Origin of the sequence: Deinococcus indicus (assembly GCF_002198095.1) — a bacterium.
Taxonomy (GTDB): domain Bacteria; phylum Deinococcota; class Deinococci; order Deinococcales; family Deinococcaceae; genus Deinococcus; species Deinococcus caeni.
This window is the reverse complement of record NZ_NHMK01000011.1, coordinates 137,144-160,166: the sequence shown is the minus strand read 5'-3', so window position 1 is coordinate 160,166 and position 23,023 is coordinate 137,144. Positions and strand designations below refer to the sequence as shown.

General features: G+C 72.6%; 20 protein-coding genes. 9 read left to right on the top strand and 11 right to left on the bottom strand.

What is annotated here, in order from left to right; all coding sequences use genetic code 11:
• Window positions 1-25: 25 nt before the first annotated feature.
• Genes CBQ26_RS08875 through CBQ26_RS08865 form a run of 3 tightly spaced genes read right to left on the bottom strand, consistent with a single transcriptional unit; the run spans window position 26 to window position 4,645 of the window.
• Window positions 26-2,887 (bottom strand): ligand-binding sensor domain-containing diguanylate cyclase, encoded by a 2,862-nt coding sequence (locus CBQ26_RS08875; RefSeq protein ID WP_088248272.1) that lies wholly within the window; start codon window positions 2,885-2,887, stop codon window positions 26-28.
• A gap of 14 nt (window positions 2,888-2,901) precedes the next feature.
• A complete protein-coding gene (gene zapE / locus CBQ26_RS08870; RefSeq protein WP_088248271.1) occupies window positions 2,902-3,906 on the bottom strand; it encodes a cell division protein ZapE in 1,005 nt (334 codons plus the stop codon).
• A 40-nt stretch (window positions 3,907-3,946) separates the two neighbouring features.
• A complete protein-coding gene (locus tag CBQ26_RS08865) occupies window positions 3,947-4,645 on the bottom strand; it encodes a S4 domain-containing protein (RefSeq protein WP_088248270.1) in 699 nt (232 codons plus the stop codon).
• A 188-nt stretch (window positions 4,646-4,833) separates the two neighbouring features.
• Here CBQ26_RS08865 and CBQ26_RS22810 point away from each other — a divergent pair, with 188 nt between their 5' ends.
• Window positions 4,834-7,464: a sensor domain-containing protein gene (locus tag CBQ26_RS22810; protein ID WP_280522581.1), complete on the top strand. Its 2,631-nt coding sequence runs from the start codon at window positions 4,834-4,836 to the stop codon at window positions 7,462-7,464.
• Between the two features lie 207 nt (window positions 7,465-7,671).
• Window positions 7,672-8,655: an MBL fold metallo-hydrolase gene (locus tag CBQ26_RS08855; protein WP_088248269.1), complete on the top strand. Its 984-nt coding sequence runs from the start codon at window positions 7,672-7,674 to the stop codon at window positions 8,653-8,655.
• Between the two features lie 166 nt (window positions 8,656-8,821).
• Here CBQ26_RS08855 and CBQ26_RS08850 read toward each other — a convergent pair whose 3' ends face one another.
• Entirely contained in the window at window positions 8,822-11,779 is a 2,958-nt protein-coding gene (locus CBQ26_RS08850; RefSeq protein ID WP_088248268.1) for an insulinase family protein, read from the bottom strand.
• Window positions 11,780-11,905: 126 nt separating this feature from the next.
• On the opposite strand from CBQ26_RS08850, the gene CBQ26_RS08845 reads away from it, so the two are divergent.
• The 5 genes from CBQ26_RS08845 to CBQ26_RS08825 all read left to right on the top strand — a co-directional run bounded on the left by CBQ26_RS08845 (window position 11,906) and on the right by CBQ26_RS08825 (window position 14,824).
• Window positions 11,906-12,856, top strand: coding sequence for an Ig domain-containing protein (locus CBQ26_RS08845; protein WP_088248267.1), 951 nt, complete (start codon window positions 11,906-11,908; stop codon window positions 12,854-12,856).
• Entirely contained in the window at window positions 12,853-13,443 is a 591-nt protein-coding gene (locus CBQ26_RS08840) for a hypothetical protein (protein ID WP_229844067.1), read from the top strand. Before CBQ26_RS08845 ends, CBQ26_RS08840 begins: the two co-directional genes overlap by 4 nt.
• The gene (locus CBQ26_RS08835) at window positions 13,440-13,988 is read left to right on the top strand and encodes a hypothetical protein (RefSeq protein ID WP_088248266.1); all 549 of its coding nucleotides are present in this window, start codon (window positions 13,440-13,442) and stop codon (window positions 13,986-13,988) included. The genes CBQ26_RS08840 and CBQ26_RS08835 overlap by 4 nt, the downstream gene beginning before the upstream one ends.
• 69 nt (window positions 13,989-14,057) lie before the next feature.
• A complete protein-coding gene (locus CBQ26_RS08830; protein ID WP_088248265.1) occupies window positions 14,058-14,276 on the top strand; it encodes an RNA-binding S4 domain-containing protein in 219 nt (72 codons plus the stop codon).
• A 2-nt stretch (window positions 14,277-14,278) separates the two neighbouring features.
• Window positions 14,279-14,824 (top strand): DUF1684 domain-containing protein, encoded by a 546-nt coding sequence (locus CBQ26_RS08825; RefSeq protein WP_373297126.1) that lies wholly within the window; start codon window positions 14,279-14,281, stop codon window positions 14,822-14,824.
• A gap of 11 nt (window positions 14,825-14,835) precedes the next feature.
• Here CBQ26_RS08825 and CBQ26_RS08820 read toward each other — a convergent pair whose 3' ends face one another.
• Both CBQ26_RS08820 and CBQ26_RS08815 read right to left on the bottom strand, forming a co-directional pair.
• Window positions 14,836-15,537 carry a ComF family protein gene (locus CBQ26_RS08820; RefSeq protein ID WP_308430598.1) on the bottom strand — a complete coding sequence of 234 codons (702 nt, stop codon included), beginning with the start codon at window positions 15,535-15,537 and terminating at the stop codon, window positions 14,836-14,838.
• Window positions 15,471-15,989, bottom strand: a complete 519-nt coding sequence (locus CBQ26_RS08815; protein ID WP_229844068.1) for a hypothetical protein — start codon at window positions 15,987-15,989, stop codon at window positions 15,471-15,473. Before CBQ26_RS08815 ends, CBQ26_RS08820 begins: the two co-directional genes overlap by 67 nt.
• Window positions 15,990-16,275: 286 nt before the next feature.
• Here CBQ26_RS08815 and CBQ26_RS08810 point away from each other — a divergent pair, with 286 nt between their 5' ends.
• Complete coding sequence (locus CBQ26_RS08810; protein ID WP_088248263.1) at window positions 16,276-16,554, top strand: hypothetical protein; 279 nt, start codon at window positions 16,276-16,278, stop codon at window positions 16,552-16,554.
• A 207-nt stretch (window positions 16,555-16,761) separates the two neighbouring features.
• On the opposite strand, the gene CBQ26_RS08805 is transcribed toward CBQ26_RS08810, so the two are convergent.
• The 5 genes from CBQ26_RS08805 to gatC form a co-directional block, all read right to left on the bottom strand.
• Complete coding sequence (locus CBQ26_RS08805) at window positions 16,762-17,223, bottom strand: hypothetical protein (protein ID WP_088248262.1); 462 nt, start codon at window positions 17,221-17,223, stop codon at window positions 16,762-16,764.
• The gene (locus tag CBQ26_RS08800; RefSeq protein WP_088248261.1) at window positions 17,220-17,747 is read right to left on the bottom strand and encodes a DinB family protein; all 528 of its coding nucleotides are present in this window, start codon (window positions 17,745-17,747) and stop codon (window positions 17,220-17,222) included. The genes CBQ26_RS08805 and CBQ26_RS08800 overlap by 4 nt, the downstream gene beginning before the upstream one ends.
• Window positions 17,748-17,810: 63 nt before the next feature.
• Window positions 17,811-19,766 carry an endonuclease gene (locus CBQ26_RS08795; protein ID WP_088248260.1) on the bottom strand — a complete coding sequence of 652 codons (1,956 nt, stop codon included), beginning with the start codon at window positions 19,764-19,766 and terminating at the stop codon, window positions 17,811-17,813.
• Window positions 19,767-19,866: 100 nt separating this feature from the next.
• Entirely contained in the window at window positions 19,867-21,144 is a 1,278-nt protein-coding gene (gene serS, locus CBQ26_RS08790; protein WP_088248259.1) for a serine--tRNA ligase, read from the bottom strand.
• Window positions 21,144-21,437 carry an Asp-tRNA(Asn)/Glu-tRNA(Gln) amidotransferase subunit GatC gene (gene gatC / locus CBQ26_RS08785; protein ID WP_078300654.1) on the bottom strand — a complete coding sequence of 98 codons (294 nt, stop codon included), beginning with the start codon at window positions 21,435-21,437 and terminating at the stop codon, window positions 21,144-21,146. The genes serS and gatC overlap by 1 nt, the downstream gene beginning before the upstream one ends.
• 55 nt (window positions 21,438-21,492) lie before the next feature.
• On the opposite strand from gatC, the gene CBQ26_RS08780 reads away from it, so the two are divergent.
• On the top strand, window positions 21,493-22,974 hold the full coding sequence (locus tag CBQ26_RS08780; protein WP_088248258.1) for a serine hydrolase: 1,482 nt from the start codon (window positions 21,493-21,495) through the stop codon (window positions 22,972-22,974).
• Window positions 22,975-23,023: the final 49 nt, after the last annotated feature.

Genomic DNA, 23,023 nt, shown 5'->3' with positions numbered 1-23,023 from the left:
CGGGTGGGCCGTGGGCAGCGCCGGATCAGGGTCGGTCGTGGACGACGCGGTTACGGCCCAGGTCCTTGGCGCGGTACAGGGCGGCGTCGGCCAGATCGAGCCAGTCGGCGGGCAGCCCCGGCGCGCCGGGCACCACGGTCACGGCCCCCACGCTGACCGTGACGGTGGCGTGCGGGGACGCGGCGTTCGGAATGCCCAGTTCCTCGACGTTGCGGCGCAGGCGTTCGATGACGCCGGCCGCGTCGCGCAGCGATTCTCCGGGCAGAATCACCCCGAACTCCTCGCCGCCGTAACGGGCGAGCAGGTCGGCGGGGCCGCGCAGGGCGCCGCGCAGCGCGCCGGCCACCCGTTGCAGGCAGCGGTCGCCCTCCTGGTGTCCGTAGGTGTCGTTGAAGCCCTTGAAGTGGTCGATGTCCAGCAGCGCCAGCGTCACCGGGTGTCCCGCCTGCACCTGCGCGGCGGCCTGCTGCCACGCGGCGTCGAACTGGCGGCGGTTGGGCACGCCGGTCAGCGCGTCGGTCAGGGAGAGGGTCTGCAGTTCGCGGTTGGCGTTCAGGAGCGCGTCGTGGGCGCGTTCGACCTCGCGGGTGCGTTCCTGAACCCGCTGTTCCAGCGCCAGGTTCTGGCGGCGCAGTCGCCGGGTCTGCAGGAAGGGGCCGGTCAGTGCCGTGAAGGCGGCGGACAGCCGCCGCTGCCAACGGGGTGGCTGCACGTGGAGCCGCAACAGCGACTGCGGGGCGCTCCAGCCGGTCAGGGGCGCGAAGGCCTGCACCTGCAGGGTGTAGCGTCCGGCGGGCAGCGACTGGTAGCGGATGGGTCCCGGCGGGTGGGGAGCGGACCAGTCGGCCTCCCATCCCAGCAGGCGGTGACGCAGGCGCAGGGTGTCCTCGTCCAGGTACCAGGGGCAGGCGGGCCAGGCTTCCAGGCCCCAGTGGCCCTGCGGCAACGTGTGCGGTCCGGCCCCGCTGGCCTGCGCGACTTCCGGGGGCAGCGGGGCCGGACCGGGCCGGAATTCCAACGAGGCCAGGGTGGGGGGCGGGGGGGCGGTCAGGCGCCCGAGTTCCGTCAGGTCCACTTTCAGAAGGCCGGTGTTCAGACCGCACAGCAGCGCGCCGGGACCGGCGGCGAGGCTGCGGCTGGTGGTGAATTCCCAGCTGTCCGCGCCGGGCCAGTTGGCCTGGCGGCGCCGCTCGCCGCTGCGGGCGTCGTACTCGGACAGGCCGTCGCTGCCGCCTACCCACAGGCGGTCGCCCTGCACCAGGACCGCCCAGCCGGCCACCGCCTCCTCGCTGCGCGCCAGGAGGTGGACCCCGCCGGGCCCGAGGCGCAGCACGCGGTTGTCCTGCACGGCGATCAGGTCGCCGTCGTCGCAGGGAGCCAGGGCGTACACGTTCCCGGTGACGCCGAGCAGGTCCGGCGCCGGGTCGGTCACGCGGCTCAACGGTCCGTCCTGCTCGCGCCAGAGGCCCTGGCCCAGCGTGCCGATCCACAGGGTGCCGTCGTGCCCGGCGCACAGGGTGTACACGTAACCCAGGGGCGTGGCGCCGTTCAGGTGTCGGCGCAGCGGGGCGTGCGGATCGGCCAGCGGCACGCTGAGCAGTCCACGGACCGTCCCGATCCACAGCCTGCCGCGCAGGCACAGCAGCGCGCGGGCCGGAGCCTGCGCTTCCGGGTCGTCCGGCGCGGCGGGCACCGGGGCCTGCCCCGGCGCGGCGCGCCACAGGCCCTGCTGCGTGGCGAACCACCGCTCGCCGGATTCGAGTTCCAGCGTGTCCCACACGGCTGGCAGGTCCGCGATCACCTGCGCCTGCCAGCCGGACGGCGGGGTCACGTCCTCCTCGAAACGCCACAGCGCCTGCTCGGCGCCGACCAGCCAGCCGCGTGACCCGCCGGGCCGCACCGAGTACGCGGCCTGCGGCGAGGGGACCAGGGGACGCTGGTAGACGCGGCGCAGCGCACTGACCCGCAGCACGCCCCGGCTGTCGGTGGCGGCCCAGACGTTCCCGAACGGGTCGCCGTGCAGGGCGTTCACGCGGCCCTCGGACAGCGCGGGGCCGTGGGCCTGCCATCCACCCGCGCCACGCCGGAAGGTCAGCAGCCGCGCGCCCACCCCGACCCACAGTTCGGCCGGGTGTGTCTGGCTGGGCGGCTGGAACAGCAGCGCCGTGACCGGAGCCGGCAGGGGCAGCGTGGCGCGCACGGTTCCGTCCGGGGCCAGTTCGGTCAGCTGGCTGCTTGCCCCGACGAACAGCGTGCCGTCCGGCGCGGCGCACAGCGCGGTCGTCGCTCCGCCCGGCAGCGGCGCCGGGTACGGCAAGGTCCAGCCGCCCGGCGCGCCGCCGGGCCGGGCGGCGTGACGGTGCAGGAGACCGCCGTGCGTGGCGGCCCAGACCAGCGGGCCGCTGCGGACGAGTGCGGTGACGTGCTGCCCCGCCAGGGTCGGGTCGGTCACGGGGTGCGCGCCGCTGTCCGGGTCCCAGCGGTACAGGCCGGACGCCGTGCCGATCCACAGGCCGCCGCCGGCGTCCGGGTCGGGCAGCAGCACCTCGACCCGCCCGCCGGTCCAGGTGGGGGTGGTCAGCAGGGGCCGCACGCGGGGCGGGCCGATCTCGCGCAGGTCCAGCAGGTCCACGCCGGCGTCGCCTCCGACCAGCAGTTCGTGCGGCGCGCCGGGACGGACGGCCAGGGCGCGCAGGCCGTGGGTCGAGAGGCCATCGCGCTGCTGGTAGCGGCGGACCCGCACGCCGTCGTAGCTGGCCAGTCCGCTGGACCCCGCGAACCAGAACCGCCCCAGGTGATCGCACGTCAGCGCGTGAACCTGCGTGCCGGGCAGGCCGTCGCGGCGGCTGAAGCGTCTGATGGGCAGGTCGTTCGGCAGGTCGCTCATGGACGCTCCGGGGGTCAGGGTCGCCGGGCTTCTTGCAGCATCTCGGACAGGCGGGACAGGCAGCGGCTGTACTTCTTGGCGTACGCGCCGTGCCGGTACGTGTCGCTGAACAGGCCCGTGAGGCTGGTGCCGGTGAAGGCGGCGTTCAGGCCCAGGTCGTACAGTTTGTCGATGAAGTGAACGAATCGCAGGGCGACGTTCTGGTCGGGCATGGAGGTCAGGTCGGTGATGGCGACGGCCTGCACGTCCGCCAGGAGGCGGCCGAAGCGGCTGGGGTGGACGCTGAGCAGGTGGCGGCTCAGGTCGCGGTGCGTGAGGCGGGCCAGCGTGGCGGGGTGCTGGCGGGCTTCCCAGGTGTCGTATTCGGCCTGGGTCATGGTGTCTTCGGGGCGCACGCCGCGCTGGCGGTAGTCGGGGCCGTCGATGCGCCAGGTGTCGAAGCGGTCGGCGATGCCCTGGATCTGGCGCTGGAAGTCGCTGGCGTTGAAGCGTCCCTGGCCGAGTGCGCCGGGTTCGGTGTTGCTGGTGGCGATGACGCTGGTGCCGCCGGGCATGAGTTGCCCGAGGAAGGTGTTGGCCATGTGGGTATTGCCGGGGTCGTCGAGTTCGAATTCGTCGATGAGCAGCAGGTCGTGCTGGCGGAAGGCGTCGACGGCGCGGGTCATGCCGAGCGCGCCGATGATGTACATGAGGTCCTGGAAGCTCATGATGGCGCGTTCGCCCTGCGCGGCGTGGTAGGCGCTGGCGAGCAGGTGGGTCTTGCCGACGCCGAAGCCGCCGTCGAGGTACAGGCCGCGTCCCTCGGGTTTGGCGCGGCGGAACAGGCGGAAGCCGCCGGGGCGGACCTGGGCGCCCTTCAGGAAGGCCTGCACGGCGGTGCGGGCCTGTTCCTGGCTGGGGTAGGCGGGGTTGGGGGCGTAGGTGCTGAGCCGCACCTGTCCGTAACGCTGGCTGGGGGTCAGGTCGCGGGTGAGTTGTTCGGGTTGCAGGGTGGGGTTGCGGGTGGTGAGGTCGATCACGGGCGGGGGGTCACTTGTGTGGGGGTCGCTGGTGTGGGCGTCATTTGTGGACGTCGAGTTCGACTTTGTAGTTACCGCGCCGGGTTTCGTTCACGACGCGTTTGAAGTCGATGCGGCCGAGGCCGTCGGCGCTGAGGCTGTCGCCCTCGCGGATTTCGCTGCTGGCGCGGGCCGGGGCGCCGTTCAGGCGGACCTTGCCGCCGTCGATGCCCTGCTGGAAGTAGGCGCGGCTGACGCCGAAGCCCTTGGCGCCGACCACGTCGACGCGCATGGAGGGCACGACGACTTCGCGAACACGGCTGCTCTTACCGGCGCTCTCGCCGACGGGTTGCACCGTGACGTGCCGCCCGCCGAGTTCGGTCAGGGCGGCGAGGGTCTGGGCGGCCTTGCCGGTCGCGGCGATCAGGAAGTCGCCCCGGTCCTCGCGGAGGTCGCCGAGCTGCTCCTCGTTCAGTTCGAGGCGGCGCAGCTGCACGCTGAAGTCCTGAGCGTCCCAGTGGGGGGCGGCGTCTTCGGGGGTGACGCGGTAGACCTGCACGCCGCTGTCCACGTCGGGAATGTGGGCGGGGTGCAGGGTCAGGATGACGCGGCGGGCGTCGGGGAAACCGCCGGCGATCTTGTGGTTCAGGTCGTCGCCGGTCAGGAGGCGGCGGTCGATGTCGTCGCCGTCCAGGAAGGGGGTGCGGACGACCCGGCCGCCGCGTGCCTGCGCGACCAGGGTGGAGAGTTTGTGCTTCATGCCTTCAGAATAGTGCGTGCCGGGAGCGCAGGGACGGACTGGATCTGCATGAAGGTGGTAAGACTTGAGATGGCACGATGGAGGGGTGGTACGTCCCGCCGGTGGTTCGCCTGCCGCATTCCCTCCCCTGTCTTTCGCGTCTTTCATGCGTTCGCTGCTGCGGTGGCCGCGCACGAGGTAATCCAGAAGTGACTCCCCTTGCTACTTTTTCCGCTGTTCACGCCACCCTGAGTGACCTGCTGCGCGTGCACGCGCCACGGGCGACGCTGCTGGCCTCACTGGGCGACGAGGTGCTGCGTGTGCGGGCCGACGCGCCGGCCGAGTCGGTCGGGCCGGATCTGGTCCCGCCGGACGAGTGGTTCGACCGGGGCGAGATGACGTGGCTCACGCGGGACGGGTCGCTGCTGGGGCTGCTGTGGACCGAGGACGGCGAGGTGCCGGCGGCGGCCGTGCAGGTCCTGACGATGCTGCTCGCGGCGGCGCGGGTGGACGGCACGAACCGCGAGACGGAGGTGCTGGTCACGCAGTTGCCGGTGGCGACCGCGTGGCTGACGGCGGACCTGAATTTCCGCAAGGTCAGCCGGCCGTTCCTGGAGATGTTCGGCCTGCCGGAGTCGCAGGTGGTGGGGCAGACGGTGCAGCAGGTGTTCGCGGGCCGCGCGGCGTTCCTGGAGGTGCTGGCGCAGGCCGGCGCGGGACGCTCGGTGCGGCTGCCGGACGAGCAGGTGCGGCGCGGCGGCGCGGTCGTGTGGGTGCGCGGCGAGGCCCGGCCGTACTACGGCGGCGCGGTGGCGGGCGTCATGCTGACCCTGCAGGACGTGACGGGCGAGTACGAGCGGGCCGCGCGGGTCTCGGCGCTGCTGGACACCGAGACGCCGGCGGCGCTGCTGTCGGATTCCGGGGCGGTGTTGCAGGCCAGTCACGGGCTGCTGGAGCTGCTGCCGGCGGCGTCGCCGGTCGTGACGGGCGCGCCGCTGTGGGCGTGGCCGTGCTTCGCGAACGTCCCGTCGGACACGGTGCGGGATCTGGTGCGGCTGGCCGCGACGGGCGGCGCGGCGCGCGCCGAGGTGGAGTTGCAGGGCGGCGGCACCCTGACCCTGAGTGTGCGGCGCACGTCCGAGGAGGGCCTGCTGGTCGCGCAGGGCGAGGCGGGTGGCCGTGACGGCCGCGCGCCGCTGGGCGTGATGACGCAGGTACTGGCTCTGTCCGAGGACGCCACGATCCTGGTGGATCACCTGGGTCGCGCGCAGCTGGTCAGTGAGCGGGCGTCGGCGCTGCTGGGCGTGGAGGCCGCGCGGCTGGTGGGCCTGAGTGTGTCGCGGGTGCTGGGGGAACTGGGCGTGCGGCTGTTCACGCCGGAAGGCGAGCCGATGGTCATGCCGGACTGGAAGGACGTGCCGCTGCCGCTGCGCCGCGAGGTGCTGCTGGCCCTGCCGGACGGCACGGTGCGGCAGATGGAGTTGCGCGCCACCGGCGTGGGCGGCGAGGCGGGCGGGGCGCGCGGCAGCGTGCTGCTGACCCTGCGGGACCTGACGGCGCTGCGCCGCGCGCAGGCGAAGATCCGGCACGACGCGCGGCACGATTCGCTGACCGGCCTGCTGAACCGCACCGGGCTGCGCGAGGCGCTGAACGCGGCGGGCGGGGCGGGCAGCGTGGTGTGCCTGGACATCGACGGGTTCGGGGCGCTGAACGCGGCGCTGGGCCGCACGGCCTGCGACCGGCTGCTGATTCAGGTGGCGGCGCGCCTGAACGACCTGGCGAACGAGTCGCGGGGGCAGGCGGCGCGACTGGCGGACGATTCCTTCGCGGTGACGCTGCCGGGCGTGGACGCGCCGGGCGCGGCGGGGCGGGTGCGGGCGGCGTTGCAGCAGGTGCCGCTGCGGGTCGGTCAGCGGGACGTGTCGGTCAGCGTGGCGCTGGGCGTGGTGACGCTGGCGGCGGGCATGTCGGGCGACGCGGCCCTCGGGGACGCCGAGGTGGCCATGCAGCACGCCAAGCGGCAGGGCCGGGATCAGGTGAGCGTGTTCAATCCGGACCTGCGTGAGCAGGTGGCGCGCGCCTTCGAGCTGGAAGAGGCGCTGCGCGGCGCGGTCGAGGGCGAGCAGTTCACGCTGCTGTACCAGCCGGCGATCTCGCTGCGCGAGGGGCGGCCCGTGAGTGCCGAGGCGCTGCTGCGCTGGAATCACCCGACGCTGGGAATGCTGAGCCCGAACCGGTTCCTGGATCTGGCGAGCCGCAGCGACCTGATCACCAGCATCAGCGAGTGGGTGGTGCAGGAGGCGGTGCTGGGCCGCTCGGCGGTGCGGTCGGCGCTGCCGGAACGGTACGGGGACTGGACGGTCAGCGTGAACCTGGGCCTGGAGGAACTGCGCCGCAGCGCCGGTCTGCGCCGCCTGCTGCCGCTGCTGTCCGCCGAGGGCGCCCCGGACATCGAGGTGGCCGCCGGCAGCCTGCTCGATCACAGTCAGGAGACGCTGGGCCTGCTGGAGCAGCTGCGCTCGCTGGGCGCGCGCCTGAGCGTGGACGACTTCGGGGATGGGGCGAGCAGCCTCGCCTCGCTGACGCGCTTCCCGCTGAGCGCCGTGAAACTGCACCCGACCCTGACGGCCCGCCTGCCGGGCGACGACAAGTCCCTGGCGCTGGTGCAGGGGACCATCGATCTGGCGCACCGGCTGGGGCTGGGTGTGGTGGCGGTGGGTGTGGAGACGAACGAGCAGCTGCACATGCTGCGCGGCCTGGGCTGCGACGCCGCGCAGGGGTACGCGATCACGCCGCCGCTGGGCCGCGCCGAACTGCTGGCCTGGCTGCGCGAACACTGATACGGACTCGGATTGAACGGCTGTGTAATCCATTCAATCCGGGCGGATGCGAGCAGGAGCAGAGCGGGTTCCAGAGGTGGAGCCGGCAATCCGGATGACGCGGCGATCATGAACGGACGGTCAAGGGAAGCGTAGGCGACGCTGCTATTCGGGCGGACCCCACTGTTTAACGTGAAGCGGTTGCACACCACTTCATGGAGGTTCCGCATGTCCGACCAGACGCCGAACGACGACCGTCCCACCCTCACCCTGCCCCGGCGTGACGCCCTGCGCCTGATCGGCGCGGCCGGCGCCCTGGCCGCCGCCGCTCCCCTCGCCCGCGCCCAGACGACCCCCACCGCGCCCGCCGCCATGGCCCCCATGAACGGCAACGGCTTCTACCGCCAGAAGATCGGGGACATGACCGTCACGGTCATCAGCGACGGCACCACCCCGCTGGCCGCGCTGCTCCCCACCTGGGGCGCCAACCCGGACCGACAGGCCGAATTCACGCAGACGCTCGCGGAGTACCACGTCGCCGCCGCGAACACCGTCAACCACTTCAACCCGGTCCTGATCGAACAGGGCGGCCAGCGCATCCTGATCGACACCGGACGCGGCGGCGCGAACGGGCAACTCGTGACCAACATGCGCCGCGCCGGCATCGAACCGGACAGCGTGAACACGGTGTTCATCACTCACGGGCACGGCGACCACATCGGCGGCCTGACCACCGCCGGGAAACCCACCTTCGCGAACGCGCAGCACGTCATGGGCGAGGCGGAATTCAACTTCTGGGCCACGCAGGCCAACCCCAACGACGCCGTGAAGAACAACCTGATCGCCCTGAAAGACCGCTTCAGGCTCATCGCGCCCGGCCAGGAGATCGTTCCCGGCCTGACCAGCGTCCCCACCCCCGGCCACACCGCCAACCACCTGAGCGTCCTCGCGCAGAGCGGCGGTCAGGGAATCATGATCCTCGGGGACGCCGGCGGTCACTTCCTGATCTCCCTGAAACACCAGGGCGCGTACGTCAGCTTCGACACGAACGGCGCGCAGGCCGCCCAGACCCGCCAGCGGATCTTCAACCGCATCGTCACCGAGAATCTGTGGGTGACCGGCTACCACTTCCCCTTCCACGCCATCGGGCACCTGCGCCGCCTGAACGCCCGCTCGTACGAGTACGAACCGACCCTCTGGAACTGGAGCTGAACGGGGGGACGTAGACAGCGGAGAAGGCGACCCCGCCGCCGACCGCCCCGACCGACCGCCACAGCAGAGAGGCCCGCACGGAACGCAACCGTGCGGGCCTCTTCTGTCGTGCGGCTTCCAGGGTTGGGGGGCCACCTCCAGCCCCTCCCACTCCCTCGTGCCTCCTTTACACCCCCTGAACGTCGAACGTCAGGCCGAGTTCTTTCAGGCTGTCGTCGTTGGGGTCGCGGCCGGTGACGACGGCATACGCGGCGCGGTCGGGGGTCAGCCAGGTGTCCATGACGCGGCGCAGGTCGTCCAGGGTGACGGCCAGCAGGCGGGTCTTGTACGCCTCCTGCACGTCGGGCGTGTAGCCGGCCTGGTCGCTGTAGAAGCGCATGCGTCCGGCGGTGTCGGGGCTGGTGAGGGGGTCGAGGACCTTGCTGGCGCCCAGGATCGCCTCGGTCAGTTCGCGCTGTCCGAGGGGCGTGTCGAGGAAGGCGCGGGCGTCGCGGAACACGCGGTAGGTGCGGGCGACGTTCGGGTCGCGGTAGCTGCTCATGGCGAACACGCCCTCGCGGTTGTCGAAGCTGGCGGCGCCGCCGTACGCGCCGCCCTTCTCGCGGATTTCCTTGAGCAGGTAGTTGCTGCGCAGCAGGCGCGACAGGACCAGAAGGGCCGGGCTGTCCGGGTGGGTGTACGGCACGGTCTGGAACGCCACGGCGTTGAACGCGACCGGAGAGTCGGTCGTGCGGGCCTGCGGCGTGCGGGGGGCGGTGGCGGGGGCCGGGCGGCCGACGGGGGCGCTGCCCGTGAACAGGCTAGTCACACCGCTCAGGTCCAGGGTCAGGTCCGGTTCGGTGGCGGTCAGGGCCAGGACGGGCGTGCCGGTCAGGATCAGGTCGCGGATGCGCCCGAAGCGGGCGATCAGGTCGTCGAGGCCACTGATGCCGCCGCTCTGGCCCTCCACGGCCCGGCCTTCCACGATGCCTTTGAGGGTGTTCAGGGCGCTCAGGCCGCCGAAGCGTTCGCCGAGTGCCCCGGCGGGACTGACCTGCGCCCCGGCCAGCCGCTCGGCGTAGGCGTTGCCGCTCTGCACGACGCTGGCCTTCAGGCCCGCGAGTCGCTGGCGCAGCAGTTGTTCCAGGCGGTCGCGGGTGAATTCCGGCGCGGCCAGCAGGTCGCGGATCACGTCGGTCAGGGCGGGGGCGTTGCGGGCCAGGGCCTTACCGCTGAAGCTGAGGCTCAGGCGCAGGGCGTTCAGATCGTCGGGGTGCACGCCGCTGCTGACGCTGGCGCTCACGCCGCCCGTGACGGCCTCCATGCGGCGCGCCAGGGCCACGTAGTCCTGCCCGGCCGCGCCGCCGCGCGTGACGGCGAAGGCGTACAGCGGCAGGGCGTCCAGCAGGTCGTCCGGCACGTCGGGCAGGCGCACCTGCACGTCCAGGTAGCTCAGGCCGCCGGTCGGCTGGGCGATGCGGGCGATCAGGGCGCGGCCCGCGTCCTCGGTGCGGTACGGCACGCGCGGCACGCTGGGCGGCACGTCCGACAGGCTCAGGGTGGGCAGGGTGTCCAGCGGATGCTCCTGCGCCTGAAGCTCCTTGAGGCGCAGGCTCTCGGCCACGATGCGGGCGCGGTCCTCGTCGGTGAAGCCGGCGCTCAGGCGGTCGATCAGGGCCTGCTCGTCGGCCTCGGTGCGCGCGGCGAGTTCCGGGTCCGGCGCGAGTTCCAGCGTCACGCGGTGCGGGTTGTTCAGCAGCCCCTCCTCGATCATGGACTCGAAGACGCGCCCGGCGTTCAGGTCGGCGCGCAGGCGGTCCAGTTCGGCGTCCAGGCGCAGGCCGGTCAGCGGGTCGCCGCCGTACAGCCACGGCCCCAGCATCCGGAACATTACCTGCAGGGCGAAGGGGTACCCGGCGTTGCTGACTTCCTTCTGGCCGATCTCGAACTGGTGCAGGCTGCTCTCGATCAGTTCCGGGTCGATGCCGCCCTCCGCGACAGCGCGCAGGGTGTCCAGCACCAGCGTCTCGACGGCCTGCACCTGCCCGGCGCCCAGGCCTTTGAGGCCCACGGCGAACGCGCCCTCGCGGAACGAGTCGCGGTAGCCGCTGAGGTCCGCGAGGCCCGCGCCCAGCCCGGACTCGATCAGCGGGCGGGTCAGGGGCGCGGCCGGGTTGCCCAGCAGCACGTCGCTCAGGACACTCCAGCGCAGGTTGGCGTCGGCGTCGCTGCTCAGGCCCAGTTTCCACAGCACGCTGACCTGCGCGCCGCGTTCCGTGTCGGTGCCGGGGTACGCGGCCCGCTCGCTGCGCGGCGCGGTGAACGGCGTCTGGTCGGGAATGCTGACGTCCAGCACCTGCGCCGTGAACTGCGCCATGACGTGCGCCTCGATGGCGTCCAGAATGCGCTCCAGCGGGAGTTTCCCGTAGGTGTAGAAGAAGGCGTTGCTGGGGTGGTAGTGCGCCGCGTGGAAGGCCCGCAGGTTGTCGTAGGTCAGTTCCGGGATGTTCTCGGGCGCGCCGCCGGAGTTGTTCGCGTACGTCAGGTCCGGGTACAGCGCCTTCCCGAACGCCCGCCACATGACCGAACCGGGGTTCGCCATGCCGCCCTTCATCTCGTTGTACACGACGCCCTGCAACTTCAGTGGGGTCGTGGGGTCGTCGGGCGTCTCGAACTCGAAGCGGTGCCCGTCCTGCCGGAAGGACTCGTAGCGCATCAGCGGGAGGAACGTGGCGTCCAGATACACCGACAGCAGGTTGAAGAAGTCCTGCTCGTTGCGGGTGCTGAACGGGTACGTGGTCCAGTCGTTGCTGGTCATGGCGTTCATGAAGGTGTTCAGGCTGCGCGGCAGCATCGCGAAGAACGGGTCCGGCACCGGGTAACGCCGGCTGCCCATCAGCACGATGTGCTCCAGGATGTGCGCCACGCCCGTGCTGTCCTTCGGGACGGTCGGGAAGGTCACGGAGAACGCGGCGTTGTCGTCCTCGCGGATCACGTGCGCGTGCCGGGCGCCCAGTTCGTGCGACAGCAGCACCAGCGTGCCCTGCATTTCCGGCAGGGTCTCGACCCGCTCGACGGTGTAACGGCCCAGGCGCTCGCCCACGCGGGGAGCGGCGGGCAGCGCGGAAGGTGACAGTGAGGTCATGCCCCCGAGTCTAATCCCGCGCCCGCGCCCGGAACGCTGGGATGCGCGACGATTCCCGCACGCCACGCCGGACGTCATGGGAATCTCACCGCCCCGGCCGGTGGCGGCGGGTACACTGCGGGGCATATGGCACCTCACGCACCCGCCGCCCGGCTCGCGCTGGCCGGTCTGCTCGCGGCCCTGCTGGCGGCCTGCGGTCAGGAGATCACCGGAACGACCAGCAGCACGCGGGACGCGCTGTACTTCGCGGACAGCCCGTCCGGGCTGCCGCCGCTGTACACCGGCGAAGTCTACGCCGCCACCCTGACCCCGGCGGGCGGCGCCGGACCGTACACGGCGCGGCTGGCGGGCGGCACCCTCCCGCCGGGCCTGACCCTCAGCGGCCTGAACCTGAGCGGCACGCCGAGCAAGACCGGCACGTACACCTTCACGGTCGAGATCACGGATTCCACGCTCTCGACCCGCAGCAAGGAGTACCGCCTGACCGTGCAGGACCTGCCGGCGCTGTCGCTGGCCCCCACGCTGCCCGCCGGGGAGATCCGGGGCGACACGCGCATTCCCGTGACGATCAGCGCGCCCCGGACGGTGCGGGCCGCGCGGCTGGTGTGGGACCTGCCGGCCGGCGTGAGCGTCAGCGGCGCGCAGCCGGGCCAGACGGGCGGCGTGCTGTTCTGGCGGCAGGACGGCCAGCGCCTGACCGTGGACGTGGGCTTCAAGTCCGTGCCGCGCAGCGGGGCGCGCGTGGCGCTGCTGAACCTGAAGGTCACGAAACCCGTCACGCTGACCGGGTCGCCGCTGGGCTTCGAGGCGCGCGACGGTCAGGGCAAGCTGCTGAGCGAGAAACTGATGCCCGACGAGCAGAAGAAACGCGACGAGGCGGCCGCGAAAGCCGCCGCCGAGAAGGCCGCCGCCGAAAAGGCCGCACCCGGCACGCCGGCACCCACCACGCCAGTCACGCCCACCACGCCGGCGACCGCTCCGGTCTCCCCCGCCCCGGCCGGTCCCCCGGACCCGGCGGCGCCCACTCCGCCCAGCAGCACCCCACGCGAAGGTACGCCGCCCGGAGGCACCCCGTGAGGGCCGCCGCGCTGGCAGGGGCGCTGCGCGGAGCGCTGCTGGCCGGGCTGCTGGGGCTGGGCGCGGCGCAGGCCACGGCCGCCCCGACCCTGAGTCTGGAACAGCAGGCCAGGAAGGCCGAGGTGATCGTCCGCGCGACCCTCGGCCCGCCCGCCGAGGTCCGGGACGGCGACGTGACCTACGTCGCGTACCCGCTGACCGTCACCGAGACCATCGCGGGCGACCCGGCCAGCCTGCCGCGTCAGGGCGGCGCCCCGGCGCTGCTGTTCCTGAAGGGACTGGCGGACCTGCCGGACCTGCGGGCCGGTCAGGACGTGATCGCGCTGCTGTACTCGGCGCGGCTGGACAGTCCGCTGGTGGGCTTCAACCAGGGCCTGTACCCGGTCGTGAACGGCAGCCTCGTGCCGGGCGTGACGCTGGCCGCCGCACCGGCCACTCCATCCGCGCCGGGCACGCCCGCCACCCCCGCCGCGACTCCCACGGCCGCGACCAGCCCGGCCGCCACCACGCCGCCGCCAGCCACAGTCATCACGGACCCGGCGCGGCTGCGCGCCGCAATCCTGGCCGCGCGGGAGGCCCGGCCGTGAGGGCCGTCCGTCTGGCCGCGCTACTGGCCGCCCTGGGAGCCGCCGCCCTGAGCGGTCCTGCGGGGGCGGCCAGCGTGAAGCTCCGCCCGCAGGGTGAGGCCCTGACGCAGGCCGTGCGGGCGGCCCTCGCGGCGATCAGCACGCCGGAACTGCCGGTCACGCTGGACACCAGCGGCGGGCCGCTGCTGACGCTGGGCGGCGCCGGTCCCAGCGCCGCGCCGTTCAACCCGGACGTCGCCGCGCGCCTGTTCGTCAGTGGCACGGAACGCCGCATCGAGTTCAACCCGCGCGGCCCGCTGCCCCTGGCGGAGGCCGTGCAGGACGCCCTGGCGCGCGAACTGGGCCTGAACGCCTGGACGCCCGCCGCCGCGCGCACCGCCCTGAGCGGCGCGGACCTGAACGGCGACGGCCGCATCGACCTGGCGGACCTGGCGATCCTGATGAACAACTACGGCAAGAGCACCACGACCGGCGACCTGAACCAGGACCGCCGCGTGGACGACGCGGACCTGCGCCTGTTCAGCCAGCAGTACAGCCAGCGCTGAACGGTCGCCGGGGGCGGGACGGAACGGGCGTACAGACCCCGCGCCGCCCGCCCTGCTACGCTGCCCGGCATGACCGATTCCAGCTACTCTCCCTACGATCCGGACACCATCGACCTGCAGGACTTCCTGAAGCTGCGCGGCATGGTCGAGACGGGCGGCGAGGCCAAATTCCGCGTGCAGGGCGGCGAGGTCCGCCTGAACGGGCAGATCGAGACGCGCCGCCGCCGCAAACTGCGCCGGGGCGACATCGTCGAGTACGCCGGGCAGCGCGTCACGGTGGACTGGTAAGCGTGGGCCTGTACGAGGAGGCCGTGCTGGACTTCCGCAACCGCAAGGACCAGCACTTCGCGGCCGGGAAGGGACCGGTGGACCCGAAGTCCTTCCACGGCCTGCGGTACTTCGCGCCGGACGAGGCGTGGGCGTTCACGGTGTTGCTCGACCGCCTGCCGCAGGATCAGGGGGCCGAATTCCCGCTGGAGACGAACACCGGCGAGACGCGCGTCATGGCCCGCTACGGGCAGGTGACGGTGCCCCTGCCGGGCGGCGAGCGGACCCTGAGCGTATTCGCGCCGCTGGGCGACGAGCAACCGGCCCGCGTGTTCATTCCGTTCCGCGACGCCACGAGCGGCGCGGCCGAGGGCGGCACGTACGGCGCGGGCCGCTACCTGGACGCCGCGCTGGACCGGCAACTGGGCGGCGAGGGCGCGCTGGTGCGGGTGGATTTCAATCTCGCGTACCACCCGTACTGCGCGTACGGGGACGGCTGGACCTGCCCGCTGCCCCCGCGTGAGAACTGGCTGCCGGACGCGGTCACGGCGGGTGAGCGGCTGCCCTGACCGGGGAACACTCAGCGGGCGATGACGGCGGCGTACAGCTCCGTCACGCCCGCCTCCTTCAGGGTGTCCTGGCAGGCCAGCAGGGTGTTGCCGGTGGTGAACACGTCGTCGATCAGCAGGACCGGGCCGCCCGGCAGTGCGTCCGGGCGGGCGCGGAACGCGCCGTGCAGGTCCTCGCGCTGCGCGGCGTGACGGCGGGCCTGCTGCGCGGTGTGGCGGGTGCGTTGCAGGCCCGGCACGCACGGCACGCCCAGCCCCGCGGCCACGGCGCGGCCCAGCAGTTCGGCCTGATTGAAGCCCCGTTGCCGCTGCCGGGCCGGGTGCAGCGGGACCGGCACGACCGCCCGCACGTCCCAGTGGGCGGGCACGCCCTGCGCGAGGGCCTCGCCCAGCACGGCGGCGAGGTCACGGGCCTCCCCGAACTTCAGGGTGCGCACCACGCGGCGGTTCACGCCCCGGTACGCGCCCAGCGTCACGAGGTGCGGGGTCGGCTGGGGCCGCAGGGGACTGTGCGCCTCCACGCGGGCGTGCAGCGCGGCGCGGCAGTCGGCGCACAGTCCGGCGGCCCGGCCCAGCTGCCCGCCACAGCCCGGGCAGGCGCGTGGCAGCAGGGCGCGCAGGGCGTCCCCGAGCAGCTGCGCGGCGTTCAGGAACCCACCGCCTGCAGCTCGTCGATGAACAGCGGCGGCTGGTTCTCCTCGATGCGTTGCCACGCGGCGTTCAGGCCGGTCGGGTCGAGCATCGGCGCCGCCAGCGAGAAACTGGCGATGTGGTGGGCGCAGACGCGCCGCACGCCGCTCTCGCCCAGACGGGCGCGTTCGGCCGGGGTCAGCAGCGCGGCGAACGCGGCCGGGTCGCCCAGCGCCGGGTGGCTGCCCTCGCGGATCGCGGCGCGCAGGAACGCGGCGACCTCGGCCGGGTTCAGCCAGAAGCCGAACATCAGTTCGTCCGACAGGTCGTCCAGGCGGCGCATCTGGCCGCTGCCCATGCCCCGGCGGATCAGGGACCGCGCGAGTTCCTGGCGTTCCAGGCGCCGCGCGGCGTACTGCGCCAGGGTCAGTTGCTCGCGGGCCGGCGCGACCCGGCCGCCCACGGCGCGGCGCAGACGGTACGCCAGGACGTAGCCCTGGTACTCGCGCAGCAGTTCACTGACGGGCGTGGTCACGTCCCCAGTGTACGGGGCCGGGGACCGGGCACTCCGTGCGTCTTCACGCACGTTTGATCGGCGCGCGGCAGTCTGGACCGGCCAGGGCGACCGTCAGGGCCGCGCGGGATCACAGGAAACACAGACAGGCGGGACAAAGGACACATCCGCAGCGCTTAAGCTGTGCGGCACAACACCCTCAGCTTGCTTCCGGCTGTTTCCGTAGCCTCCGTTTCCGGCGTTCACCTGCCTCTGCCTGCCTTCCTGTTCCATTCCCACGATCCACCCAGAGGAGAAGACCACTTTCATGCATCAGCTCAGACGCCACCATGAATTCGAGTACCGCGCCCGCAGCGGCGAGGACCTGCTGGGCCGCGTGGACATCTGGACGGACGTGGCCGCCGCCCGCGCCGTGCTGGTCCTGCGTGACCTGCCGGTCGGCGAGGCCGGCCGCGCCCTGAACGCCCTGAACGACAGCGTGCTGCCGTACCTGCTGCGCCCGGACACGAAACTGCTGGTCCTGGCCCTGCGTCCGGCCGAGGACGGCGTGAAGGCCCGCGCGCTGGTGCTGCCGCAGAGCGCCTGAGCGCACGACGGACGGGCCGCCCCGCACCTGAATTGAACAGGTGCGGGGCGGCCCTTGATTCCTGCTGACGTCATACGGACTCCGTCCGTTTCGCTGACAGCCCGGAAGGACACCGGGTTGCCAACTCCACTCCCAGAGTCCGTTCTACTCCTACTCGCATCCGCTCGGATTGAACGGTTCTGGCGAACCATTCAATCGGAGTCCATCTCACTCCAGAACGAAGCGCACGCCTTCCTCGAAGGTCACGCGGGCCACGTCGGCGCGGGGCAGCACGGCGTTGCGTTTCCAGGGCATCCATTCGGTCTGTCCGGCGGCGCTGCGCAGGAAGCCGCGCACGCCGACTTCCACGTAGCGGGCCGGGCCGCCCAGCAGGGCGCTCAGGCCGGCGCGCAGGGCTTCCGGGTCGCGCAGGGGGCCGGTCAGGCGGGCCGAGGGCACCTCGTCGGGCGCGTCGCCGCCGGACTGGTCGGCGTGCAGCGCGGCCGGGTGGGGGCGGTACAGGTCCACGGTGAAGCCGTCCAGGGTCAGCAGGGCCGCGCGGGCCTGGGCGGCCGGGAGCGGCTGCGTGAACGCCACGTGGATGTCGAGTTCGAAGCCGCGCACGCCCTTGTCGGTACGGGTGCTGGTGGGCGGGGTGCTGGCGGGTGGGGTGGAGGCGGGGTCGGTCATGCGGCCGCGCTGGCTTCCAGCTGCTTGCGGTGGTTGTTCAGGTGAATGGCGACCATGCGCATCCAGTCCAGGGCGTCCAGTTCCCCGAAGAACGGGTGCCACAGCGTGCGGCCCGGCGTGGCGCGCAGGTCGGCGGCGGTGCGTTCCAGTCCGGCGCGGCTCTGCGCCCAGCGGGTGTCCAGGTCCTCCCAGGCGAGCCCGGTGTCGCTGGGGCGGGTGTGGGGCGGGGCGACGCGGCGACCGTCCGGGGTGGTCTCGCCGGGCGCGCGGGGCGAGGGGCGCAGTTCCCGGTCCGACAGCAGCAGCGCCACGCCGCGCGCGATGGAGTCGTTGATCAGGATGACGTGCTCGGCGTCCTGCGCGGGGCTCCACTCGCGGCCCGGTTGCACGCGGGTCCAGTCGGAGTGGCGGGTGCGCAGCTGGGCCTCGAAGCGGTCGAGTTCCTTGGTCAGGCGGGCGCGCACGTCGTCGGCCGTGGCGCCCATCACGGCCAGCACGGCCGGGTCCGTCAGGGATTGTGTCATGCCGTCAGTGTAGCGCCCGGTGTGCGCGGGCACCCTGTTGCCCCGGCCGTCCGCGTGGGCTGCTCAGCGGCCCAGGCCCTCCGTGAAGTCGGTCGTGGCGGCCCAGTCGGGGTGGTCGATCAGGGGGTTGCGGTTGCCCTGCGCGGCGTGAATGGCGGCGTTGCGGTGGCGTTCCCAGTCGCCGGGCGGGTGCGCGGCGTGCCACGCCAGCAGCGTCTGGAGGTGCCGGGGCGCGTACTGGCGGATCACGCCGGGGTAGCGCAGCAGGAAGTACAGCGTGGCGCGGGCGGCGGCGCCCTGGCCGTGGGCGGGTTCGAACTCGCCGGGTTCGCGGCGGCCGCAGTCGCTGCGGATCGCCTCGCCGTAGTCGGGGAAGTCGCAGTACGGGGTGTTGCCCCGGAAGGAGTTGCAGTCGGGTTCGCAGGCGAACAGGTGGTGCAGGTCGCCGCGCATGGGCTGCCGCTTGGCGAACCAGCTCTGCGGCACGACGTGCTCGCAGTTGTACGGCAGGGCGTCCTCCAGCGCGTCGGCGTTCAGGCCCTCGGCGGCGGCCAGTCGGTCGCGGCGGGCCTGGGCGGCGCGGTCCGCCTCGATCAGTTCGGCGGGCGTGTGCTCGCGGGCCGAGTACAGGCTGCGCAGCCGCCCGTCGGGCCACACGTCCACCCAGGGGTACAGCTGCTCGGCGGGCGCGTAGGGCAGCACGCGGGTGTGCGTGCCGGTCACGAGTTCCGACAGCGCCAGGAACCGCTGCTGTGGCGTGGCGTCGGCGTTCAGGTCGGCGTAGTAGGCGCGGGCGGCGTCCTCGTCGGCCGGGTCCAGGTATGGGCGATTCCCGACCGGCGCGGGCGGACCCTCCGGCGCTTTCAGCCGCAGCGTGAGCGTGACGGGCAGGGTCACGCGGCCGTCCGGGTCGGGGTTCAGGGCACTCAGGTCCAGTTCGCCCAGGTCCAGGGCGGCGCGGTCCAGGGCGGCATGGTCTGCCGCCACCGCCCTCTCGGGAGCGGGGCGGGGCGGGCGCGGCGCCGAGAGCAGTTCCGCGATCAGCGGGTGCGAGGCGTCCGGGCCGGCGCGCAGGTCCTGCAGGATGCGGCTGATGCGCACGCCCTCGTTGGCGATCCAGTCGATGTCGGTGTCGCTGTCGCCGGGCGCGGCGGGCCGCCCGTCGCGGCGCAGCACGCGGCCCTGCGCGTCGGTGCGGGGCACGCCGCTGTGGTGCAGCGCCACGACCTCCCAGGCGTCGTTGAAGACCGGGCTGCCGCTGCTGCCGGGGGCGGTGTCGGTCTCGTAGTGCAGGAAGTCCGGCAGGCGGTCCACGAGGCGGTTCTCGCGCAGCGCCACCTGTTTCGGTTCGCCGCTGGGGTGCTGGATGATGCTCAGGGCCTCGCCCAGCACGTTGCGGTCGGCCCCGCCGAAGCAGGGAATCCACCCGAACGGCGCTGCATTCCCCCCCACGGCCACGATCGTGTAGTCCAGCGGCCCGCTGGTCAGGAACAGCGTGTCCGGGTCCAGCGGCAGGGTCACGCGGTCGCGCAGGGTGCCGTCCGCGAGCAGTTCGTAGTCGAACTCGGCGGCGGCGGTGCGGGCGTCGTCGGGGGTGGCCAGCACGTGGTTGTTCGTGATGAGCAGGCGGGGACTGCACAGCCAGCCGGTCCCGAACCCGGCCGGGCGTCCCCGCCGGTCGCGCAGGACCACGCGCGCCACGGCGCGGGCGGCGGCGCGCGCCAGGTCCAGGTACGCCACACCCACCAGGTCGTTCGCGCCGAGCAGCCGCTCCACGTTCTGCCGGGTGTCCTGCGGCAGCCGCGCCGTGAGTTGCGCCAGCGGCTCCTGGCCCTGCACCAGCGCGTGGGCGTCCGGCGTGGGCACGCCCAGCCGCGCCAGTCGCGCCTCGACCCGCGCGGCCGAGTCGGTCTCGATCAGGCCCCGGACGTTCAGGCGTTCCAGATGCCCGGTCCGCTGTGTCCGGCGGTCCAGAAAGCGCGCCTGGGTGTCCTGCACCAACTCCGCTGGAATGTCCATGCGGTCAGCATACCAGTACGCTCAGGGCGTAATAGAAGTGGGGTGCGGGGCGGCAGGCAAGCCACCGATCCACACCCCACTCCCTCGCGTCTCCCGTCGGTCAGCGGACGGGCTGGCCGATCACGGCCCGGCCGCCCAGGTAGGGCCGCAGCGCCTCGGGAATACGGATGGTCCCGTCGGCCTGCTGGTGGTTTTCCAGCAGCGGCACCAGGATGCGCGGCGCGGCGACGCCCGTGTTGTTCAGGGTGTGCGCGAACACCAGTTTGCCGCCCGCGTCACGGTAGCGCAGGCCGGTGCGGCGGGCCTGCCAGTCGCCCAGGTACGAGCAGGAGTGCGTCTCGCGGTACACCTGCTCGCTGGGCACCCAGGTCTCGATGTCGTACATCAGGACCTTGCCGGCGCCCATGTCGCCGGTGCAGTTCTGCACGACGCGGTACGGGAGTTCCAGGGCCGCCAAGAGCGCCTCGGCGTTCGCCAGGATCTTCGCGAACCACTCCAGGCCGACTTCCTCGCTGGCCTCGCACAGCACGTACTGCTCGACCTTGCGGAACTCGTGCACGCGGATCAGTCCGCGCACGTCCCGCCCGGCCGATCCGGCCTCGCTGCGGAACGCGGCGCTGATCGCGGCGAACGTGACCGGCAGCTGGTCCAGGCTGAGCTGCTCTCCGGCGTACAGGCTGTTCACGGGGACCTCGGCGGTCCCGGCCAGCATCAGCTCGTCGCCCTCGATCTTGTACACCTGATCCTCGCCGCCGGGGAAGTGCCCGCTGCCCACGAACGCCTCGGGGCGGGCCAGGGCGGTGGTGGACAGCGGCGTGAAGCCCCGCCCGGCCAGGAAGTCCATGGCGAACATCAGGACCGCCATCTCCAGCATGACCGCCTCGCCCTTCAGCAGGTAGCTGCGGCTGCCGGACACGCGGGCCACGCGCTCCGGGTCGCTCCAGCCCTGCTTCTCCAGCAGGTCCACGTGGTCCAGCGGCGTAAAGTCGAACTCGGGCAGTTGCCCCTCGCGGCGCAGTTCGACGTTCTCGCTGTCGTCCTTCCCGACCGGCACGGAGGCGTGCGGGATGTTCGGCACGCGCAGCAGCATGAGCTTCAGGGTGTCCTCGTGGGCGCGCAGGGCGGGTTCCAGCGCCTTGATCTCCTCGGCGAGATCCTTGCCCTTCTGGATCAGCGCCGGGCGTTCCTCGGGCGTGGCTTTCGGCACGAGTTTCGCGTTGGCGTTGCGTTCGGCCTGCATGGCCTCCACGCGCTGCTTCAGGTCCACCAGTTCACGGTCCACGCGCAGCAGGTCGTCGATGTCGATGTTCACGCCCTTGACCTGCGCGGCGTGCCTGACGGCCCCGGCGTTCTCACGGATGAATTTGAGGTCGAGCATCAGTCGGCCTCCACGGTGCGCGGCACGCGGATGTGACCGTCGGGCATGCTCTCGGGGGCCAGGGCGGTCACGGCAGCCTGCGGGAAGACCGCGCCGGGCACGTCGTCGCGCAGGACGTTCACGAGGTCCACCGGGCGCTGCATTTCCTGCACGCCACTGGTATCCGCCTCGCCGAGCAGGTCGAAGTACCCCAGCACGCGGGTCAGGTCGCCCTGCATGGCGGTGCGTTCCTCCGGGGTCAGGTGCAGCCGGGCAAGCTGCGCGAGGTGGTCTATCTGGGCCGCGTCGATCATGCCCAGAAGTATAGAGGTGCGGAACCCGGACCCGGCGGGCCGCGTACCGGGTGCCATGCGACCTTCCTGGCGTGCCCCGGTGTTCCTGAGCGTCTCTCTGCTGGCGTCCGCGCACGCGCAGACCACCCCGGACATCCCGGCCGCCGTGACGCGGCTGTTCAGCGGCCCGGTGCAGGCGGAGTGGCTGGCCCCGGACCTCCAGGCGGTCCTGAGTTCCGAGCAGCTTCAGGTGGCGCTGGACGGCCTGCGCGCGCAGCTGGGAGCCTTCGTGAGTGCCGGGACGCAGGGCGGCATGACGGTCGCCGTGTTCGAGAAGGGGCAACTGGGCGTGCAGGCCGCGCTGGACGACCAGGGGCGCTTCACGGGCCTGCGCTTCACGCCGCTGGTGGCCAGCGCCGACGCGACCGGCGCCAGCTCGCCGCGTGAGCTGCTCAGGCGCATCTTCGGGGGGCCTCTGGACCCGGCGCTGTTCGCCCCGTCGTTCCTGGAGGCGCTGCCCGAAGCGCAGTTGCGGTCCTTCCTGGAGGGCCTGCGCGCCCAGTACGGCCCGCTTCAGGACGTGCAGGTCAGTGCGACCGGCGCCACCCTGATCTTCGAGAACGGCCCGCTGAACGTCACGCAGTTCACGCTGGACGCTCAGGGCCGCGTGACCGGGCTGGTCGTCGCGCCCGTCACGCCAGAAGTGACCTTCGGCTCGCCCGACGAGGCGCGCGCCGCGTTCGCCGCGCTGCCCGGACAGGTCAGCCTGCTCGTGCAGGAGGTGGGCGTTCAGGGGGCCGCCCCGCTCGTCGCCCTGAACACCACGCGCCCGCTGGCGGTCGGGTCCACCTTCAAACTGGCGATCCTGGCCGAGTTGCAGGCCCAGGTCAGTGCCGGGCAGCGCGCCTGGACCGACGAACTGACCCTGACGGACGCCGACCGCAGCCTCCCCAGCGGCACCTTGCAGGACGCGCCGACCGGCAGCCGCTACACGCTGCGGGACCTCGCGGCGCGCATGATCTCGCAGAGCGACAACACCGCCACGGACCTGCTGCTGAACGCCGTGGGCCGCGCGGGCGTGGAGGCCCGGTTCGGTCAGCGGCCCATGCCGGGCACCCGCGAAGCCTTCGCCCTGAAGAACCCTGCGAACGCCGCGCTGCTCGCCGAGTACCGCGCCGCCGTCCTGAACGTCCCGGCGCGGCGGGACGTGCTGGAGCGTGCTCGCGTGGCACCGCTGCCCGCCGCCTCGGCGTTCGCGGGCGGTCCCCTGGCGCGGGACGTGGAATGGTTCGCCAGCACGGGACGCCTGTGCCGCCTGATGAACGACGTGGCCCCCCTCAAGGAGACGCAGCTGAACCCCGGCGTGGCCGACCCGGCCGCCTTCCGCAGCGTCAGCTTCAAGGGCGGCAGTGAACCCGGCGTGCTGAACCTGACCACCCAGGTCACCACCCCGGCGGGCCGCACGTACTGCGTGAGCGCCACCTGGAACGACGCCCGCGCCCTGAACGACCCGCAGTTCCTGGCGCTGTACGGCGGCGTGCTGCGCCTGCTGCGCTGACCCCGCCCACACCACGCCTTCCCTGAAGGTTCGCTCGGGGTTCCTCACG

Bases quoted from the DNA above. Each gene is read 5' to 3' on its own strand.
- CBQ26_RS08780 (WP_088248258.1), top strand. From the start codon at position 21,493: ATGCGACCTTCCTGGCGTGCCCCGGTGTTCCTGAGCGTCTCTCTGCTG.
- CBQ26_RS08845 (WP_088248267.1), top strand. From the start codon at position 11,906: ATGGCACCTCACGCACCCGCCGCCCGGCTCGCGCTGGCCGGTCTGCTC.
- CBQ26_RS08800 (WP_088248261.1), bottom strand. From the start codon at position 17,747: ATGACACAATCCCTGACGGACCCGGCCGTGCTGGCCGTGATGGGCGCC.
- CBQ26_RS08875 (WP_088248272.1), bottom strand. From the start codon at position 2,887: ATGAGCGACCTGCCGAACGACCTGCCCATCAGACGCTTCAGCCGCCGC.
- CBQ26_RS08850 (WP_088248268.1), bottom strand. From the start codon at position 11,779: ATGACCTCACTGTCACCTTCCGCGCTGCCCGCCGCTCCCCGCGTGGGC.
- serS (WP_088248259.1), bottom strand. From the start codon at position 21,144: ATGCTCGACCTCAAATTCATCCGTGAGAACGCCGGGGCCGTCAGGCAC.
- CBQ26_RS08855 (WP_088248269.1), top strand. From the start codon at position 7,672: ATGTCCGACCAGACGCCGAACGACGACCGTCCCACCCTCACCCTGCCC.
- CBQ26_RS08810 (WP_088248263.1), top strand. From the start codon at position 16,276: ATGCATCAGCTCAGACGCCACCATGAATTCGAGTACCGCGCCCGCAGC.
- CBQ26_RS08865 (WP_088248270.1), bottom strand. From the start codon at position 4,645: ATGAAGCACAAACTCTCCACCCTGGTCGCGCAGGCACGCGGCGGCCGG.
- CBQ26_RS08805 (WP_088248262.1), bottom strand. From the start codon at position 17,223: ATGACCGACCCCGCCTCCACCCCACCCGCCAGCACCCCGCCCACCAGC.
- CBQ26_RS08830 (WP_088248265.1), top strand. From the start codon at position 14,058: ATGACCGATTCCAGCTACTCTCCCTACGATCCGGACACCATCGACCTG.
- CBQ26_RS08795 (WP_088248260.1), bottom strand. From the start codon at position 19,766: ATGGACATTCCAGCGGAGTTGGTGCAGGACACCCAGGCGCGCTTTCTG.
- gatC (WP_078300654.1), bottom strand. From the start codon at position 21,437: ATGATCGACGCGGCCCAGATAGACCACCTCGCGCAGCTTGCCCGGCTG.